At 73.6% G+C, this 15,871-nt stretch carries 8 protein-coding genes and 2 riboswitches; of the genes, 1 reads left to right on the top strand and 7 read right to left on the bottom strand.

Annotated elements, in window-relative coordinates:
* Window positions 1-20: 20 nt before the first annotated feature.
* The 5 genes from ABZX65_RS20200 to ABZX65_RS20180 all read right to left on the bottom strand — a co-directional run bounded on the left by ABZX65_RS20200 (window position 21) and on the right by ABZX65_RS20180 (window position 8,634).
* The gene (locus ABZX65_RS20200; RefSeq protein ID WP_355341769.1) at window positions 21-845 is read right to left on the bottom strand and encodes an ECF transporter S component; all 825 of its coding nucleotides are present in this window, start codon (window positions 843-845) and stop codon (window positions 21-23) included.
* Between the two features lie 98 nt (window positions 846-943).
* Window positions 944-2,611, bottom strand: a complete 1,668-nt coding sequence (locus tag ABZX65_RS20195; protein WP_355341466.1) for an ATP-binding cassette domain-containing protein — start codon at window positions 2,609-2,611, stop codon at window positions 944-946.
* Window positions 2,608-3,813 carry a CbiQ family ECF transporter T component gene (locus tag ABZX65_RS20190; protein WP_355341766.1) on the bottom strand — a complete coding sequence of 402 codons (1,206 nt, stop codon included), beginning with the start codon at window positions 3,811-3,813 and terminating at the stop codon, window positions 2,608-2,610. The genes ABZX65_RS20195 and ABZX65_RS20190 overlap by 4 nt, the downstream gene beginning before the upstream one ends.
* Before the next feature lie 100 nt (window positions 3,814-3,913).
* On the bottom strand, window positions 3,914-4,906 hold the full coding sequence (locus ABZX65_RS20185) for a hypothetical protein (RefSeq protein ID WP_355341463.1): 993 nt from the start codon (window positions 4,904-4,906) through the stop codon (window positions 3,914-3,916).
* 26 nt (window positions 4,907-4,932) lie between these two features.
* Complete coding sequence (locus ABZX65_RS20180; protein ID WP_355341460.1) at window positions 4,933-8,634, bottom strand: prenyltransferase/squalene oxidase repeat-containing protein; 3,702 nt, start codon at window positions 8,632-8,634, stop codon at window positions 4,933-4,935.
* Window positions 8,635-8,740: 106 nt separating this feature from the next.
* Window positions 8,741-8,874, bottom strand: a riboswitch (cobalamin riboswitch).
* 50 nt (window positions 8,875-8,924) lie between these two features.
* Window positions 8,925-9,070: riboswitch (cobalamin riboswitch) on the top strand.
* A gap of 109 nt (window positions 9,071-9,179) precedes the next feature.
* Here ABZX65_RS20180 and ABZX65_RS20175 point away from each other — a divergent pair.
* Window positions 9,180-10,616: a hypothetical protein gene (locus ABZX65_RS20175; RefSeq protein ID WP_355341457.1), complete on the top strand. Its 1,437-nt coding sequence runs from the start codon at window positions 9,180-9,182 to the stop codon at window positions 10,614-10,616.
* On the opposite strand, the gene ABZX65_RS20170 is transcribed toward ABZX65_RS20175, so the two are convergent.
* Both ABZX65_RS20170 and ABZX65_RS20165 read right to left on the bottom strand, forming a co-directional pair.
* Window positions 10,595-11,539: a cobalamin-binding protein gene (locus ABZX65_RS20170; protein WP_355341454.1), complete on the bottom strand. Its 945-nt coding sequence runs from the start codon at window positions 11,537-11,539 to the stop codon at window positions 10,595-10,597. The genes ABZX65_RS20175 and ABZX65_RS20170 overlap by 22 nt on opposite strands.
* A gap of 151 nt (window positions 11,540-11,690) precedes the next feature.
* Window positions 11,691-15,251, bottom strand: coding sequence for a family 78 glycoside hydrolase catalytic domain (locus ABZX65_RS20165; protein WP_355341451.1), 3,561 nt, complete (start codon window positions 15,249-15,251; stop codon window positions 11,691-11,693).
* Window positions 15,252-15,871 lie beyond the last annotated feature (620 nt).

The raw sequence follows: 15,871 nt of genomic DNA, 5'->3' as shown, positions 1-15,871 counted from the left end.
CCAGGCTAGACCAGTACGGGTTACGTCTCGTCCGCGCCCGCGCCCGGAGCGGACCCAGCGGGCGGAGGGGGCGGGGCGGGCGGGGCGAAGTGGATGGGGGCGGTGAAGTTGGCGCGGCGGGCGGCGCGGCGGAAGGTGATGAGGGCGGCGGGGCCGGCCAGCAGGATGGCGACGAAGTTGGTGACCGCGCGGCCGGTGTCCCAGCCGAGGGAGGTCGCCACGTCGAAGGCCAGGTAGCGGTGCCACTGCTCGGTGAAGGGCAGGCCCGGCAGGTAGGCGATGGAGCTGCCGGGGTCGAGCGAGAAGGGCCAGAAGGAGAGGTTGAGCAGGAAGCCGAAGAGGTAGCCGGACGCCGAGCCGTAGGCCGCGAGCATCAGGATCTCGGCCCTGCCGCGGGCGCGGGGGAGGAGCCCGGCGAGCATCCCGACGAAGGCGCAGCCGAACATCTGGTACGGCATCCAGGGTCCGACACCGCCGGTGAGCAGCGCGGACGCGAAGAGGGACGTGCATCCGAGGGTGAAGCCGAAGCCGGGGCCGAAGACGCGGCCCGCGAGCACGAGGACGAAGAAGACGGTCTCGATGCCCGCGGTGCCCGCGCCGAGCGGGCGCAGGGCGGCGTTGACGGCGGACAGCACGCCGAGCATGGCCAGGGCCTTGGCGTCGATGCCGCCGTCGGCGATCTGGGCGAAGACCACGGCCAGGACGAGGATCAGCAGGACGCCGAAGATCAGCGGCGGCGCGTAGGAGGTGCCGAAGCGGCCGGGGGCGACGACGAAGGGCCAGAAGAAGGCGACCAGGCCGATGAAGGCGGCCAGGACGATGGTGACGACGGCCGTCGCGTGCATCCGGACGGCGGTGGTACGGCCCGTCCAACGCCCGGCCGCGCCCTTGCCGTTGCCCGCGCCCCCGCTCGTGTCCGTGGCGCCCGTCCTGGTCGTGGCCATCACTTCGCCTCGGCTTCCGCGAGCGCGTCCGCGACTTGACCGACCGTCAGGTAGGGCAGCGGGGCGAGGATCTTGGCGGCCTGTGGCGCGAAGGCCGGTGAGGCGACGATGACATCGGCGGTGGGGCCGTCGGCGACCGTCTCGCCCTCGGCCATGACGATCACGCGGTCGGCGCTCGCGGCGACGAACTCCACGTCGTGCGTGGAGATCACGACGCTGCGGCCCTCGGCGGCGAGCGCGTCCACGATCCGGATGAGGGCCTGCTTGGCCTGGTAGTCGAGGCCGCGGGTCGGCTCGTCCAGCAGGACGACGTCGGGGGCGGTGGTGAGCTGGATGGCCAGCACGAGCGAGAGCTTCTGGCCTTCCGACAGGTCGCGGGGGTGGGTGTCGTCGGGGATGCCGGGCGCGAGCCGGTCGAGGATCGCCCGCGCGGTGCTCGGGGCCGCCCCGGCCGACTCCCGGTCGGCCTGGGCCAGTTCGGCGCCGACCGTCTCCAGGTAGAGCAAATCGGTGGGGGTCTGCGGGACCAGGCCGACGCGGCGGCGCTCAGGTCCCGACGTCGTACGCCGTCCGCCGAACCGTCGTGCCGAGGCCCCAGGCTCGGGTGCGGCCGGGTCCGCGCCCTGAGCGAACCGTACGGTTCCGCCCTGTCGCGGCCCGGCGCCGTGGATCGCCCACAGCAGGGACGACTTGCCCGAGCCGTTGCGGCCCATCAGCGCGGTGACCTCACCGGCCCGCAGCTCCAGGTCCACCTCGCGGACCGCGACCACGTCTCCGTAGCGCACGACGATCCCGCTGGCGGTCAGCAGCGGTGTGCCCGTGCCGTGCGGGACGCGGACCGGCGGCACCGGGCGTCCGGCGAGCCGTTCGCGCAAGGGGACGGCGGCGCGGCGGGCGTCGCGTACGGACAGCGGCAGCGGTTCCCAGCGGGCCAGGCGGCCGAGGTCGACCACGGGGGGCGCGACCGAGGCGGTACGGAAGGCGACGGACGGCGGGGCGGAGGTGACGGTGCCGTCGCCGGTCAGGTGCAGGACGCGGTCGGCGTACTGCACGACGCGCTCCAGGCGGTGTTCCGCGAGAACGACGGTCACCCCGAGGTCGTGCACGAGCCGGGTCACGGCGGCGAGGACTTCCTCGGCGGCGGTCGGGTCGAGCGCGGAGGTGGGCTCGTCCAGCACCAGGACCTTGGGGTGGGCGGTGAGGACGGACCCGATGGCGACGCGCTGCTGCTGGCCGCCGGACAGCTCGCTCAGCGCGCGGTGCCGCAGGTCGGCCAGGCCCATCAGATCGAGGGTCTCCTCGACGCGCTTGCGCATGACATCGGCGGGGACGGCCAACTGCTCCATGACATAGGCCAGTTCCTCCTCGACGGTGTCGGTGACGAATCCGGCGAGCGGGTCCTGGCCCACGACGCCCACCACGTCGGCGAGTTCACGCGGCGGGTACGTCGCGGTGTCGCGGCCGTCGACGGTGACACGGCCCGCGAGTGTGCCGCCGGTGAAGTGCGGCACCAGGCCGTTGACCGTGCCTAGCAGCGTGGACTTGCCCGCGCCGGTCCTGCCGACGACCAGGCACAGTTCGCCTTCCTCCAAGGTCAGGTCCACGTCCCGCAGCACGGGCTGCTCGGAGTCCGCGTACACGACGCTGACCTGGTCGAATCGGATCACAGCAGGGCCTCGCTGGGCTTGTCGGCGGTTTCGGCGGTTTCGGCTGTGGTGGCGGTCGCGGCGGCTCCGCCGGGCGGCACGGCGGAGCGCCCGGCCGTGGCTCTTCTCGCGCTCTTCGCGCTCTTCGCGGCGGATGTGCGCGGCGGGGGCGGCGCGGCGAAGGCGGCGGTGCCCGCGAGCAGGATCGCGGCGGCGGGCAGCCACGGCAGTGACGGCCAACGCAGCGGATACAGGCTGGGGTTGAGGTCGGCGGCGTTGTAGCCGACGGTCAGGAACAGCACGGTGGCGGTGGCGACGCCGCACAGCGCGACCACCCACTCCGCGGACCGCCAGGGGTCGGGTCGGTAGCTGGTGCGCCGTATCCGCCGCCCGCCGAGCGCGAGTCCGGCGCAGCACAGCAGCGACCCGCCCAGCATGGCGGGCAGTCCGAGCGCGCGCGGGGTGGTGCCGTCCAGCAGCCCGTAGATGCCGGTGCACAGGCCGAGCATGCCGCCGAGCATCAGGACGGCGGTGGTACGGCGTGAGGCGCGGGTCGCGGTGCCGGCCCGGCCGTAGCCGCGCGAGTCCATGGCGGCGGCCAAGTGCAGGGAGCGTTCCAGCGCGTCCTCCAGTACGGGGATGAGGATGCCGCGCAGCGCCCGCAGCCCCTTGGCCCGGTCGGCCCGCAGCCGTCGGGCGCGCGCCACCCGCTGGACACTTTCGACGAGTTGGGGGGCGACGCTCAGCGACACCGTGACGGCGACGCCGAGTTCGTACAGCGCGCCGGGCAGGACGCGCAGGGCCCGCTTGGGGTTGGCGAGGGTGTTCGCGGCGCCGATGCAGCACAGCAGGCAGGCCAGCCGCAGTCCGTCGGTCGCGGCGGACAGGGTGGCCTCGAGCGACACCGGGCCGCCGAGCTGAATTCCCGCGTACCAGTGGGGAGTCGGGATGTGCGGCAGCGAGAACATGATGTGGTCGGCGGGTGTGATGCCGCTGGCGAAGACGCAGCGGAAGACGACGCGGATCGCGACGACCGTCAGCGCGAGGTACAGGTAGTACTTGAAGCCCTTCGCCCAGGGGGCGTCGGTGCGGCGCTCGGTGACGACGTAGCCGAGGACGACCAGGACCAGGCCGAGCAGCAGCGGGTTGGTGGTGCGGCTGACCGCGGTGGCCAGGGCGATGCCCCAGATCCACCAGGCGACCGGGTGCAGGGTGCGCGGCAGCCGCCGCCCGGTGTGCGGGGAGGCGGCGGCGCGCGGCGGTCCCGCGGCGGCGTGCGCGGGACCGCCGGTCGGGGACGGAGGCGGGGCGGTGGACAACGCGCTACTCCGCGTTCCGCCGCCGCCGGGTCCTGACGACGATGAATCCGGCGATCACGGCCACGACGGCCGCGGTCAGGGCGAAGGGCAGGACCGAGCCGGACGAATGGCCCGCGGCGGCGGTCGGCTCCGCGTCCTGCGTGCGGGGCTGCCCTGGCGACGGCGTTGCGCCCGTGGCCGTGCCCGTGCCCGGCGCGGTGCTCGCGGACGCGGTCCCGGTGGGGGTCGCGGTGGGCGGGGCCGAGGTGGTGGCCGGTGTCGTACGGGTCGCGGACGGCGTGGTGGCGGCCGGTCGTGAGGTCTTCCCGGGCGCCGAGCCCGCGGTGGTGTGCGTACCGGCGGGCTTGGTCGGCCTCGGCGGGGCCGAAGTGGCTCCGCCGGACGTGGTGTTGTGCGCCCGGACGCTGTCGGGTGAGAACGTCGGACGGCCCTGCGTGCCCGCGACGTTGGTGGCGCCGAAGATCCACAGGTCCACACTGCCGGGCTTGGGGTGGTAGCTCATCGCGCCCAACTGGCTGTAGGACCAGGTGTTCTGCCCCGCGTCGGCGTGCCAGTACGACCAGTAGGCGGTCGCGGGCGGCGTCAGCACACAGGGGGCGTCCTTGGACGTCGGATACTGCTTGCCGCCCTGGTAACCGGCGTAGCCGATCCGGCAGATGAAGGCCGGACCGTCGTGCTGGGTGCCGGTGGTGGCCCAGCCGCCCTGGTTCAGCAGGGTGTAGCCGGTGGTGGGCGTGGTGCCGCAGGAGCGCAGCAGCGGGCCGCCCCAGTGGCTGAAGTCCACCGCGAGCACGACGCCCTTGGTGGTCGTGCACGCGCTCATCGGCTGCGCGGTCGCCATCGCGGGCGCCGCGCCCACGGTGAGCCCGCCGCACACGGCGGCGAACGTCAGCGCGAGCGCGGTGACCGTACGGGCGAGGACCGATCGTGCGCCGGGCCGCCGTGGGTGGCAGGACGCGCCTGCGACGGGCGCCGCCCGCCGGGCCGTTGACCGCATGCCATGGGCCGGCCGAATGCCGTGGATCACTGGTGCCTCCCGCCCTGTTGTGCGGTGCGCCGCCGCCGTACGGTCAGCGCGCTGCCCAGGGCCAGCAACAGCGCGGCGAGACCGGCCGCCGCGAGCACACCGGTGCCGGTGGCGGCCAGCGAGCCGCCGCTGCCGCCGGAGTCCGTGCCGCCCGCGGAGCCGGACGAGCCGCCGGAGCCGGAAGAACCGGACGATCCGCCGGTGGAGCCGCCGCCCGAGGGCGCGATGGGCGCGAGCGCGTGGGTGAGCGTGGTCAGCGGGGTGCCCGCGAGCGCCGGGACGGCCTGGGTGCTGGACCGCAGGTCGGAGTCGCCCGCCGCGGCGGTGATCCGGAAGCCGCCGTCCTTGTTCTGCGTGGTGCGCAGGAACTTCTGCCCGTCGCGGGCCTGTTGGGGCCGGATCTTGTCGGTGGCGAGCAGCGCCTGGACGGCGAGCGCGGTGGAGTTGCTGCTGACGCCCGCCGCGCCCTGGTAACCGCCGCTGGACTGCTGGGCCTTGACGAGATACGTACGGGCCTTGGTGACCGCGTCCGCGTGTCCCGGCACCAGGACGAGCGCCTGGAGCGCGTAGCCGGTGGTGTCCACGTCGGAGGCGCAGTCGGCGCCCGGCGCGTCCAGCGTGGAGGAGAAACCGCCGTCCGCGCACTGGAGTTGGAGCAGCCGGTTCACGGCGGCGGCGGGCGGGGTCTGGCCCGCGCGGGCCAGGGCGAGGACGCCGAGGGACTGGGAGACCGTCGAGTACGCCTGGTCGAAGTCGCCGGGGGCGGTGCAGGAACCGTCCTCGGCGGCGGCCGTGCAGACGTGGCCGCTGAGCGTGCCGATCAGGTCGAAGCCGCCGAAGTGCCGCGGGTCCTGGCCCATGACCTGGGCGAGCACCGCGAGTTTGGCGGTGGCGCCGCTGTACGGGCCGGGGTAGGCGGAGGTGCCCGCCGGGTCGGCGTAGTCCGCGACGTGTCCCGCGAGGTAGCCGGTGACCTTGGTCAGCGTCGGGTCCTGGCCGCCGGTGGAGGCGAGCGCGAGGGCGAGGTCGGCGGTCAGACCGTAGTCGGGGCCGTAGGTGCTGGCCAGGTGGTCGCTGCCGTCGAGCTGCTCGACCAGGTACGCGGCCCCTTCGGCCGCCGCCTTCTGGTCCGCGAGGTCGCGCAGCAGGGTGCCGAAGGAGGTGCCGACCGCGCCGCCGACGGCCTGCGTGGAGGCGCGTACGTCGGACTGCTTCTGGTCGGTGTCGGAGGCGACCCGGAAGCCGCCGTCCGCGTTCTGCTGCGCGGCCAGGAACGCGCGCGCCTTGGCGATCTGCGCGCGGTACCCCGTGCCGCCCAGGGTGAGGCCCTGGACGGCGAGGGCGGCGGAGTTGACGGAGTCACCGGCCGCGCCCCGGAAGCCGCCGTCGCCGAGCTGCTTGCTCGCGATCCAGGCCGCGCCCTTGGCGACCGCCTTGGCCGCGGCGTCGCCGGGCACCAGGTCGAGGGCCATGATCGCCATCGCCGTGCTGTCCACGTCCTGGTCGCCGGCGGCCGGGATCAGGCTCGGCCAGGCGCCGCTGGAGTCCTGGAGGCTCTCCAGGTACGCGACCGGCCCGGCCGCCTTGGCGGTGTCACCCGCGCGCAGTTGGGCGATGACGCCGAGGGACTGGGAGAACACCGAGGTGGCGTAGGCGTAGTTGTTCCTGGCGGCGCAGCCGCCCGAGGCGTCGGCCGCGGCGCAGACGGTGGCGTCGAGCGCGGCGATCAGGTCGTGGCCGCCGAAGGCGCGCGGGTCGTTGCCGGTGACCTCGGCCGCGACGGCCTCCTTGGCGAGCGAGCCGCCCTGCGCGTAGGAGGTGCCGATCAGCGTCCAGTCGTCGATGCCGCGGCCGGAGCCGTCCTTGCCGTGCTGGAGGAAGTCGGTGATCCCGGCGAGGGTGTCGTCGGCGCCGCCGGTCGCGGCCAGCGCGAGCACGCCGTCGACGGTCAGGCCGAAGTCGGCGAAGCCGGTGTTCTGGCCCGCGCCGGACTCGTAGTAGTGGCCGTCCACGAGATTGCCGCGGTTGATGAGGTACGCGACGCCCTTGGCCAGGTCGGGGGTTGCCGCGGCCGGGGTGGTCGGTCCGGTCGTGGGCGGGGTGGTCGGCGCGGTCGTGGGCGGGGTCGTCGGCGCGGTGGTGGGGGGCGTCGTCGGCGGGCTCGTCGGGGTGTCGCCGTAGGTGAGGCTGCCGAGGTCGCTGGAGGTCACGGCGAGGACGGCGGCGGTCGAGGCGTACAGGTCCGGGTCGGTGCCGCCGGAGCCGTCGGAGGCGAAACCGCCGCCGTCGGTCTGCCGGGCGGCGAGCCAGGAGCGGGCGGCGGCGGCGCGGTCGGTCTGCGCCAGTACAGTCAGCGCCTGGGCCGCGGAGGAGGTCGTACCGGTGTCGCCGGAGGACGCCCCCTCGTACGCGAGGTAACCGCCGTCGGCGGACTGCGTCTTGGTGAGGTACGCCCGCGCCTTGTCCAGCACGTCGCCGGTACCGGGCAGGTGCTTGAGGGCGACGACGGCGTCGGCGGTCGAACCGGGGTCGGACGTGCAGCGCTCGCCGGGCGAGAGCATCGAGCCGGAGAATCCGCCGTCGGCGCACTGCATCCCGGTGAGCCGGTCGACGGCGGGCCGCGGCACGGTGGCGCCGCCGCGGGCCAGCGCGAGCAGGGCGCGGGCCTGGGTGCCGGGCGAGAAAGCGCCGTGGAAGTCACCGGCCGCGGTGCAGTTGCCGAGGCTTCCGGCCGCCGCGCAGACGTTGTCCGTCAGGTCCTTGAGCAGGTCGTGGCCGCCGAAGGAGGTGGGGTCACCGCCGAGGATCTCGGTGAGCAGCGCCAGGTTGGCCGCCGCGGCCGGGCTCGGCACGGTGACCGTGGAGTCCGGGAGCAGGTAGTCGTCGGCGTGCGCCGTCAGAAAGGCGTCGATCGCGCGGATCGTGGCGTCGGGGCCGCCGGCCGCCGCGAGTGCGATGGCGGTGTTCGCGGTGGCGCCGAAGTCGGTGCCCCAGCCGTCGAAGACGTGGTCGCCGTCGGTGAGTTGCCTCGTCAGCCAGGTGGCCGCGGCCGCCGTGTCGGCCTGTCCGCCGGGACCGGTCGGGGGCGTGGTCGGCGGCGTCGTGGGCGGGGTGGTCGGCGGCGTGGTGGTGTCGTGGGCGCGGACGGAGTCCGGTGTGAACGAGGGACCGCCGGTGCCGCCGCCGATGTCGGTGGGGCCGAACACCCACGCCTCGACCTCGCCGTCCTGAGGGTGGTCGCCGAGCGCGCCGAGCGGGCTGTACGTCCAGGTGTCCTGTCCCGCGGGCGCGATCCAGAACGACCAGTACGCGTTCGCGGGCGGGGTCAGGACGCACGCCTCGTCGGCGGTCGTCGGGTACTGCGTGCCGCTGTCGAAGCCGTCGTTGCCGATCCGGCAGATGAAGCCGGGGCCGTCGTGCACGGTGCCGGTGGTGGTGAATCCGGCGTTGTGCAGCAGATTCATGCCCGTGGTGGGGTGCGCGTCGCAGCCGCGCAGCACCGGGCCGTTCCAGTGCCCGTAGTCCACCGCGACGATCGCCCCCGAGGTGGGTGTGCAGTCGCCGATCGGGTCCGCGCCCGCCGGGGTCGCCACCGAGACCAGTCCGGCCGTGAGGCTGCCGAAGGTCAGCGCCGCCGCGGTGAGCAGGACGACGATGCGCGGCCGTCTGTGACGGCGGCGCGGGACAAGACGAAGCACGGGTGGCCCCCCGGGTCGGCCGACGGGGAGGGCGGGCCGCGGAGGCGAGGCGGCCTGGCGGTTGACGCGGCCGTCCTGTCGTCCGTGCCGTAGTCCTCGACGGCGATCGTGACTTGCTGCTCAGCGCAGGTGATCCGGCTCGCCCGCCTCTCGGAGGGCCTACGGTTGCGGGTCAGCGCCGGACTTGGACCGGCTTCCCCTGGCTGCTGAATCGGAAATACGTTTCATAGCACCACGTCGGCGTGTGCCCCGTCAACGTGGCGGGCAGTTGCCTTCACCACTCCCCCGCGACCCTTACGTCACGCGCGTGCTGCGCTAGCCTCGGCTGGTCGCCGACTGGGGGAATCCGGTGAGAGTCCGGAGCTGACGCGCAACGGTAGGGGCCGCCTTCGCGGTGGTCCGAGCCCGATCACCCGCTCGGAGACGCAGCACGTGCGGAAGCCTGACCACGCGTTCGGGCGGCGACCGCCTCGGCGCGGGCAGGTCGTGAGGACAGCCGTGTGCCGGGGCGCGAGGCGCCCCCTTCCAAGGAGAGTCCTCCACCCATGACCGTTCCTGTGACCGTGCCCTCCCGCACCGCCCGGCGCCGGGCACTCGCCGTCGCCGTACCGCTGGCGGCCGGAGCCCTGCTGTTCACCGCGACCGCGCCCGCCCGGGCGACCTCGACCCCGGCGCAGATCGCCACGTCCAAGGCGAACGGCGTCGCCTATCTGAAGTCGCTTCAGGCCGCCGACGGCTCGTACGCGGGCAGCGGTCTGTCCAACGAGTGGGCGTTCAGCGCCTTCGCCGCCGCGGGCACCGCGGCGGCCGATGTCTCTCCCGGCGGCGACACCACGAAGAACGCCAGGACCGTCTACCGGAATCTGCTCGCCACCGCCGCGTGGCCGTCCGCGTCGCCGGTGGTGACGGACTACGAGCGCGGCGCGCTCAACGCGTACGCGGCGGGCATCGATCCGGCCCGCGTCGGCACCGGCCGCAATCTGATCGCGGACATCGCCTCGTACTGGCAGCCCGGCTCGCCCGGCTACTTCGGGCCGCCCGCCAACTTCAACGGCACCGTCTTCGGGCTGCTGGCGCTGGCCGGGGCGAAGACGCAATCGGGCGGGCAGCGCGTGCCGCAGGCCCTGCTCGACGCGTCGGTGGCGGTCGTGCGCGCCAACGAGCACACCGACGGCGGCTGGAACTACGCGAAGGCGGCGGGCGATCCGACGCAGCTCGGCGCCGCGAGCGACATCGACATGACCGGCGCGACCCTGGCGTCGCTGTGCTCGGCCGGGGTGCCCAACACCGACACGGCCGTCGTCGCGGGCAAGAACTTCCTCAAGGGCAAACTCGTCAACGCCACCGGCGCCTTCACCTCGATGTTCGGCGCGAACACCGACTCCAACGGCTGGGCCGTCTCCGGCCTGAACGCCTGCGGATTCAACGCGCAGGGCACGGACTTCACCACCGCGGCGCGCAAGACGCCGGTCGACTTCCTGCTCGCCCAGCAGTTCGGTCCGGGCGGCGGCTTCCGCTACCTGCCCACCGACACGAGCCCGTCGGCGTACGCCTCGATCGACGCGGTCCGCGCGGTCGCGGGCGGCGGCTTCACCGCCACTCCCCCGGCCCCGGTCACTCCTGGCGCGCCCGCCTGGGCCGCCACCACCGACTTCACCAGCGGCTCCACCAGCAAGCTCGCGCTCATTGTGGACAACGGCGGCGGTTCGCTGAAGGTGTGCTCGGTGCCGGTCGCGGCGACTGGTACGACCACGACGCTCGGTACGGTCCTGGACGCGGCGGCGGCGTCCGCGACGCCCGGCGGCTGCGTCACCGCCGTCACGCCCGCTACCGGCACGGGCACGGTCACGGCGCTCAACGGCACCGTCAACTCCGGTACGGCGACGTGGAAGTCGAGCCTGGACGGCTCGGCGCCGATCGCCGCCTCGCGCGGCACGACCGTCCACCTCGGTGACACGGTCTACCTGCGGTACGGGAGCTGACCGGCTCCCGCCAGCGGGCGCGCTTCCGCGGCGGTGACCGGTTCCGCCGGTTCGACGCCGTGGAGCGCGTGGGCCAGGACTTCGGCGCCGCGCACGACGCGGGGTCCCGGCCGGTTGAAGTAGGCGGGGCCGTCCAGGACCCACACGCGCCCGTCGCGCACGGCGGGCAGTTCGGCCCATGAGGGGTGGCCGGTCAGCAGGCCGGCCTCCTTCAGGGTGCGCTCGGGCGGGAAGCCGCACGGCAGCAGCACGACCGCTTCCGGCGCGGCTTCCCGCAGCGCGGTCCACTCCATGGGCGCGGTGTGCTCGCCCGGTCGCGCGAGCAGGGGTTCGCCGCCCGCGCAGCGGATCTGTTCCGGGACCCAGTGCCCCGCGGGCCACAGCGGGTCCAGCCATTCGATGGCGGCCACCCGCGGCCGGGGGCGGCCCGCCACCCGCTCCCGTACCGCCGCCAGCCGCTCCTCCAGCTCCGCCGTCCTGCGGGCCGCGGCCTCGGGAACGCCCAGCACGTCACCGACCTGGCGCACGCAGGCGAGTACGTCGGGCAAGGTCTTCGGCTCCAGGCTGATCACGCGCGGTCCTTCGCCGTCCAGCACGCGTACGGAGTCGGTGACCGCGCCGTAGGAGACGGCGCAGACCTGGCAGAGGTCCTGGGTGAGGACCACGTCGGGCGCCAACTCGGCGAGCAGCGCGGCGTCCAGGGTGTAAAGGGACGAGCCCCGGTGCGCGGCGCCGCCGACGGCCCGCGAGATCTCCCGGCTGCTGAGCGCGTCCGGGTCGAATTCCGCGCCGGTCACCACCGGTACGTCGGCGACCACCTCCGGCGGCCAGTCGCACTCATGGGTACGGCCCACGAGGGCGTCGCCGAGGCCGAGTTCGACGACGATGTCGGTCGCGGCGGGAAGCAGGGAGACGATGCGCATACGGGGAACGGTAGCCGGGCGGCGGGCGGGGGCTCGCGCGGCCGAGGGGAAGCGGAGGACAGGGACAAGGCCGGGTGCCACGGGTTGATCGTGGCACCCGGCCTTGGTTCAGGGGGATTCAGCGGGGTTCAGGGTCTGCGGCGAGAGGCGGTCAGCCCCAGGGCCCGTGCCCGGCGGAGCCCACGGTCAGCGGTCCGATCGCCAGGCTCGGCCGCCCGCTGGTGCCGTGCACCGCGCCTGCCGGGACCCGGACCGTCACCTCGCCGTTCCCGCGCGGGGTGACGGTGAACGTCCAGGTCGTGCCCGCCGCGCCGACGCCGTTGGCGGTGAGGCCGGTGACGGTGCCGTTGGACACCCGCAGGTCGGCGGCGGTCAGGCGGGTGACCTGCTGGTCGAGGGTGAGCGTCACCGGGATGGGCTTCCCGCGTGTCGCGCTCACCGCCGTGGTGGCCAGCGAGCCGGTGGGCGTGTCGCCGACCCGGTACGCGCCGCCGCACACGCCCGTCAGCAGCGGGTCAGCGGTCACGGCCCGGCTGCCCGAGGTGCTGAGCACATGGCAGCCGACGCCGACGCGCACCGCGAGCCCGCCGTCGTCCTGCCGGGTCGCGGTCCGCGCACGGCCGTCCACGTACACCGTCGTGCCCCGGTATCCGTCGATGACCGGCACGCTCACCGTGGCGACGGAGTTGCCCGGCACCGACACGCCGAGGTCGGTACGGTCGCCCACGCGGTGGAAGGACGCGCCGACCGTGCCCTTGACGGTCGGTGTCGTCACCGAGCCGTACGTCTGGTCGCCCGGCTGCGGACGCACGGTGAAGGTGTCGTAGCCCGGCGTGGACGGCGCGATGCCGTACATGTCGCGCGGGATGACGTACGAGGGGGCGGTGGCCCACGGGTGCGACCACGTCATGTTGCTCTTCTCGGCCGGGTCCCACGCCTCGCCGGTGGCGCCCGCGCCGAGGTCAATCATGTGCAGCCAACCGTTGGTGCCGTGCGAGGTGAGCAGGTCGAGCGCTTCCTGCGCGTGGCCCGCGTTGTACAGCCCCTGGAGCAGGAAGCCCGAGCAGTAGACGCTGCACGCCATGCCGCGCGAGGTGAGGTACGACGCGACCGCGTCGTACTGCTGCCGGCTCGCGGGGACGCCGAAGGCGGCGGGGAACGCGGTCGCCTGGACCGCGAAGTGCCCGGTCGGCTTCATGTCGGCGCTGAGCCCGTCGTCGTACGCGCCCTTGCCCGCGTTGTAGAACGCCGAGTTGAGGGTGGTGCGCAGCCGGTCGGCGATCACGGTGAAGTTCGCCGCGTCGGCGCTCTTGCCGAGGGAGGCGGCCAGGACCGCCATCTGCGAGAAGTTGCTGTACGACAGGGCGCCCAGGATGGTGTTCTTCGCGGCGAAGACATAGCCGTCGCGGCTGCCCTCCGGCCAGTCCACGATGGCGTCCGACTGGTCGATGGTGCCGAGCGCCGCGTTGTAGTCCTTGCTGAGCAGCTTGGGCACGAGCGCGTCGTACATCCGCTTGACCTGGTCGGTGGAGCCGGTCTGCCGCCAGTTGTCGTAGACGGACGTGATCACGTAGAGCGGCCATTCCTGCGGCCAGGTGCGGTGGTTGGCGAAGTAGTCCATCGAGTAGACGCCGAGTGTCGGGTCGTCGCTGAGGTAGAGACTCGCCAACTGGTGGATGTAGTTGTCGGATTCGTAGGGTCCGCGCTCGCGGGTCCAGGAGTCGACGTAGAAGTTCTGGTTGGTGGTCTCCACGGTGTTCTTGGCGAGCTGCCAGACCGAGACGAGGTCGGGGTCGGACGAGGTGAGCTGGGCGCCGCTCTCGTCGAACGGGTAGACCATGGCGAGGGCCTGGAGATTGTCGGCCGTGACGGGGACGGGCGAGTTGAGGACGTCGAGGTAGCGGAAGACGCGCATGCCCCAGGTGTCGACGCTCTGGGTGCCGCCGCGCAGGGTGACGACGTCCTGGTACTCGTTGCCCGCGCGCAGCTTGTAGCGCACGGTCGTCGGGTCGGACAGTTCCTCGCCGTAGCGGAGGGTGACCTTGCGTCCCGCCGTGCCGGGCAGGGTGAGGTGGACGCCGCCCTGCCAGGTCTGGCCGAAGTCGACGAGGTAGTTCCCGCTGCCCTTGTCGGTGATCTTCACGGGCCGCCTGAGCTGTTCCCGGACCTTGCCGAACGGGGTCGGCCGCAGGTCGGCGAACGCGGTCTTCGCGGTGGCGGCGGGCCACGCGGAGTCGTCGTACCCGAAGCGGCCGAAGCCGTCCGGGTAGCGGCTCATCGTGATGTCCTCCTGCGGCATGTTCCAGTAGCTGGTCCCGGTGGACTTCGCGGACGGCCAGATGTCCGCCCCTGACATGCTCCTCCAGCCGGGTCCTGTGCCGACCGTGCTCGTGCTGCCGTCGGTGTAGCGGATCACCAGATACGCCTGGAAACGCTGGTCCTTGGTGGTGTACGCGACCGCCGACAGCGCGTGCTCGCCGCCGGACCGCAGCGCGGCCGTCACGTCGAAGCCGTCGTAGCGGGTCTCCTTGTCCAGCGCCTCGGTCGGGCCGAGACCCACGAACCGCCCGTCGAGATACAGCTTGTAGACGTACTGCTTGGCCGCGTCGAAGGAGGAGCCGGTCGCGAAGACGGTGGCCCAGGCGACCTGCTTGGTCCGCTTCCCGCTCTTGTCGAGCGTGAAGTCGTGGCGCAGCAGCGCCCAGTCGTTGGTGGCGTGGGAGCTGAGGCAGTCCGTGCTGGTGCCCACGGCGAGCGCGCCGTTCTGCACGGTGCCGCACGGGAAGGGCGCGCCGGTCGCGCCGAAGTCGTTGGCGTAGAGGGTCTTTCCGCTGTCGGCCGCCGCCAGGCTGGTGACCGTGACGTCGTCCGCGGTGCCCGTCTCGGTGCCGCCGGTACGGAATCCGATGCCGCCCTCGGCGAAGGCGGTGTCGGTCCTGGTGTCGACGACCTTGCCGTCGAGGAAGGTGGTGAGCGTCGAGCCGACCGCCTCGATGCGGACGTCGTGCGTGGTGCCGACGGCGAGCGTGGTGTTCAGCGGTACGGGCGTGCCCGCGCGGAAGGTGCCGTTGGTCTCGACGTGCGGGACAAGGGTGTTGGGGTTGCTGGTGTCCGACGCCCTGAACTGCCACATGTAGCCGTTGCGGACGTCGGGCGAGCGGAACCTCACCCCGAGCGCGACCTTGGTCACGGTCAGCTTCACGTCGAGGCGGTAGTCGGTCCAGGTGTCGACGGCGGGCGGCGCGGACCAGATCGGCGCGCTCGTGCCCCAGGTGGCGCCGGGTCCGGTGCCGAAGGTCGCGGGGGCCGACCACGCGGTGGCCCTGCCGCGCTCGTCCCAGACCCGCACCGACCAGGAGTAGCGCTCGGCGGCGCGCAGGGCGGCGCCGCCGTACGGGATCGCGGTCGCGGCGGCCGAGGCGACCTTCGCGCTGTCCCACACGACCCGGCCGCGGCCCGACTCGCCCTCGGTGACGCGGAGTTCGTAGCCGGTCTGGCGGCCGACCCCGGACTGCCAGCCGAAGCCGACGGTACCGGCGGGATCGACGTCCACGGGAGCGGACAGCGATCCGACCGTCAGGTGGGAGGGCGCGCCGCTGTTCCCCACGCCTGCCCGCTGCCCCGGGCCCGGCGCGCCCGGCGGCGCGGCGCTCGCGGGTCCGGCCAGCGGCTGGACCAGGACCAGGGCCGCGAGGGCCGAGGCCGTGGCCAAGAGGGACACCAGTCTTCGACGCATCGTCACAGTCCGTCCACGGAAGGGGATTGAATCGTTTCACTTCATCTGCTAGTGACGTTACGGACGCGTGAACGGGTGTGTCAAGACTCCTGACGCCGGGGGCCGGTGGGCGTATACGCCGGTCAAGGAGGCGGGGCACCGCGTGCTCGCGGGCGGGGGCTCGGGGGTGCGGGGAATCGATTCAGTGGGGGGTCGGATGACCGTCGACGTCGAGGGGAGGGCCGCCCGGCGGCCTTCTTCGGCTCGGGTGGCCGTCGAAACCGCCGGGCCGGCCCGCCTTCGGCGCGCCTTCGGCTGTGTTCGTTCACGATCGAGTCGGGGCGCTGCCGGGTTCGGGCTTCGCCCGCTCGGTCGGGGTGCGGTGAGGCGGGGTCAGCGCAGCCCGCCCGCTCGGGGTGCGGTGAGGCGGGGTCAGCGCAGCCCGCCCGCTCGGGGTGCGGTGAGGCGGAGTCAGCGCAGCCCGCCCGCTCGGGGTGCGGTGAGGCGGAGTCAGCGCAGCCCGCCCGCTCAGGGTGCGGTGAGGCGGAGTCAGCGCAGCCCGCCCGCTCAGGGTGCGGTGAGGCGGAGTCAGCGCAGCCCGCCCGCTCGGGGTGCGG

Origin of the sequence: Streptomyces sp. NPDC003300 (genome assembly GCF_040610915.1) — a bacterium.
In the GTDB taxonomy this organism is placed as follows: Bacteria; Actinomycetota; Actinomycetes; order Streptomycetales; family Streptomycetaceae; genus Actinacidiphila.
This window is presented reverse-complemented; position numbering and strand designations above follow the sequence as displayed.

Coding starts and splice junctions, on each gene's coding strand:
- ABZX65_RS20200 (WP_355341769.1), bottom strand. CDS start 845: ATGCACGCGACGGCCGTCGTCACCATCGTCCTGGCCGCCTTCATCGGC.
- ABZX65_RS20185 (WP_355341463.1), bottom strand. CDS start 4,906: ATGCGGTCAACGGCCCGGCGGGCGGCGCCCGTCGCAGGCGCGTCCTGC.
- ABZX65_RS20175 (WP_355341457.1), top strand. CDS start 9,180: ATGACCGTTCCTGTGACCGTGCCCTCCCGCACCGCCCGGCGCCGGGCA.
- ABZX65_RS20170 (WP_355341454.1), bottom strand. CDS start 11,539: ATGCGCATCGTCTCCCTGCTTCCCGCCGCGACCGACATCGTCGTCGAA.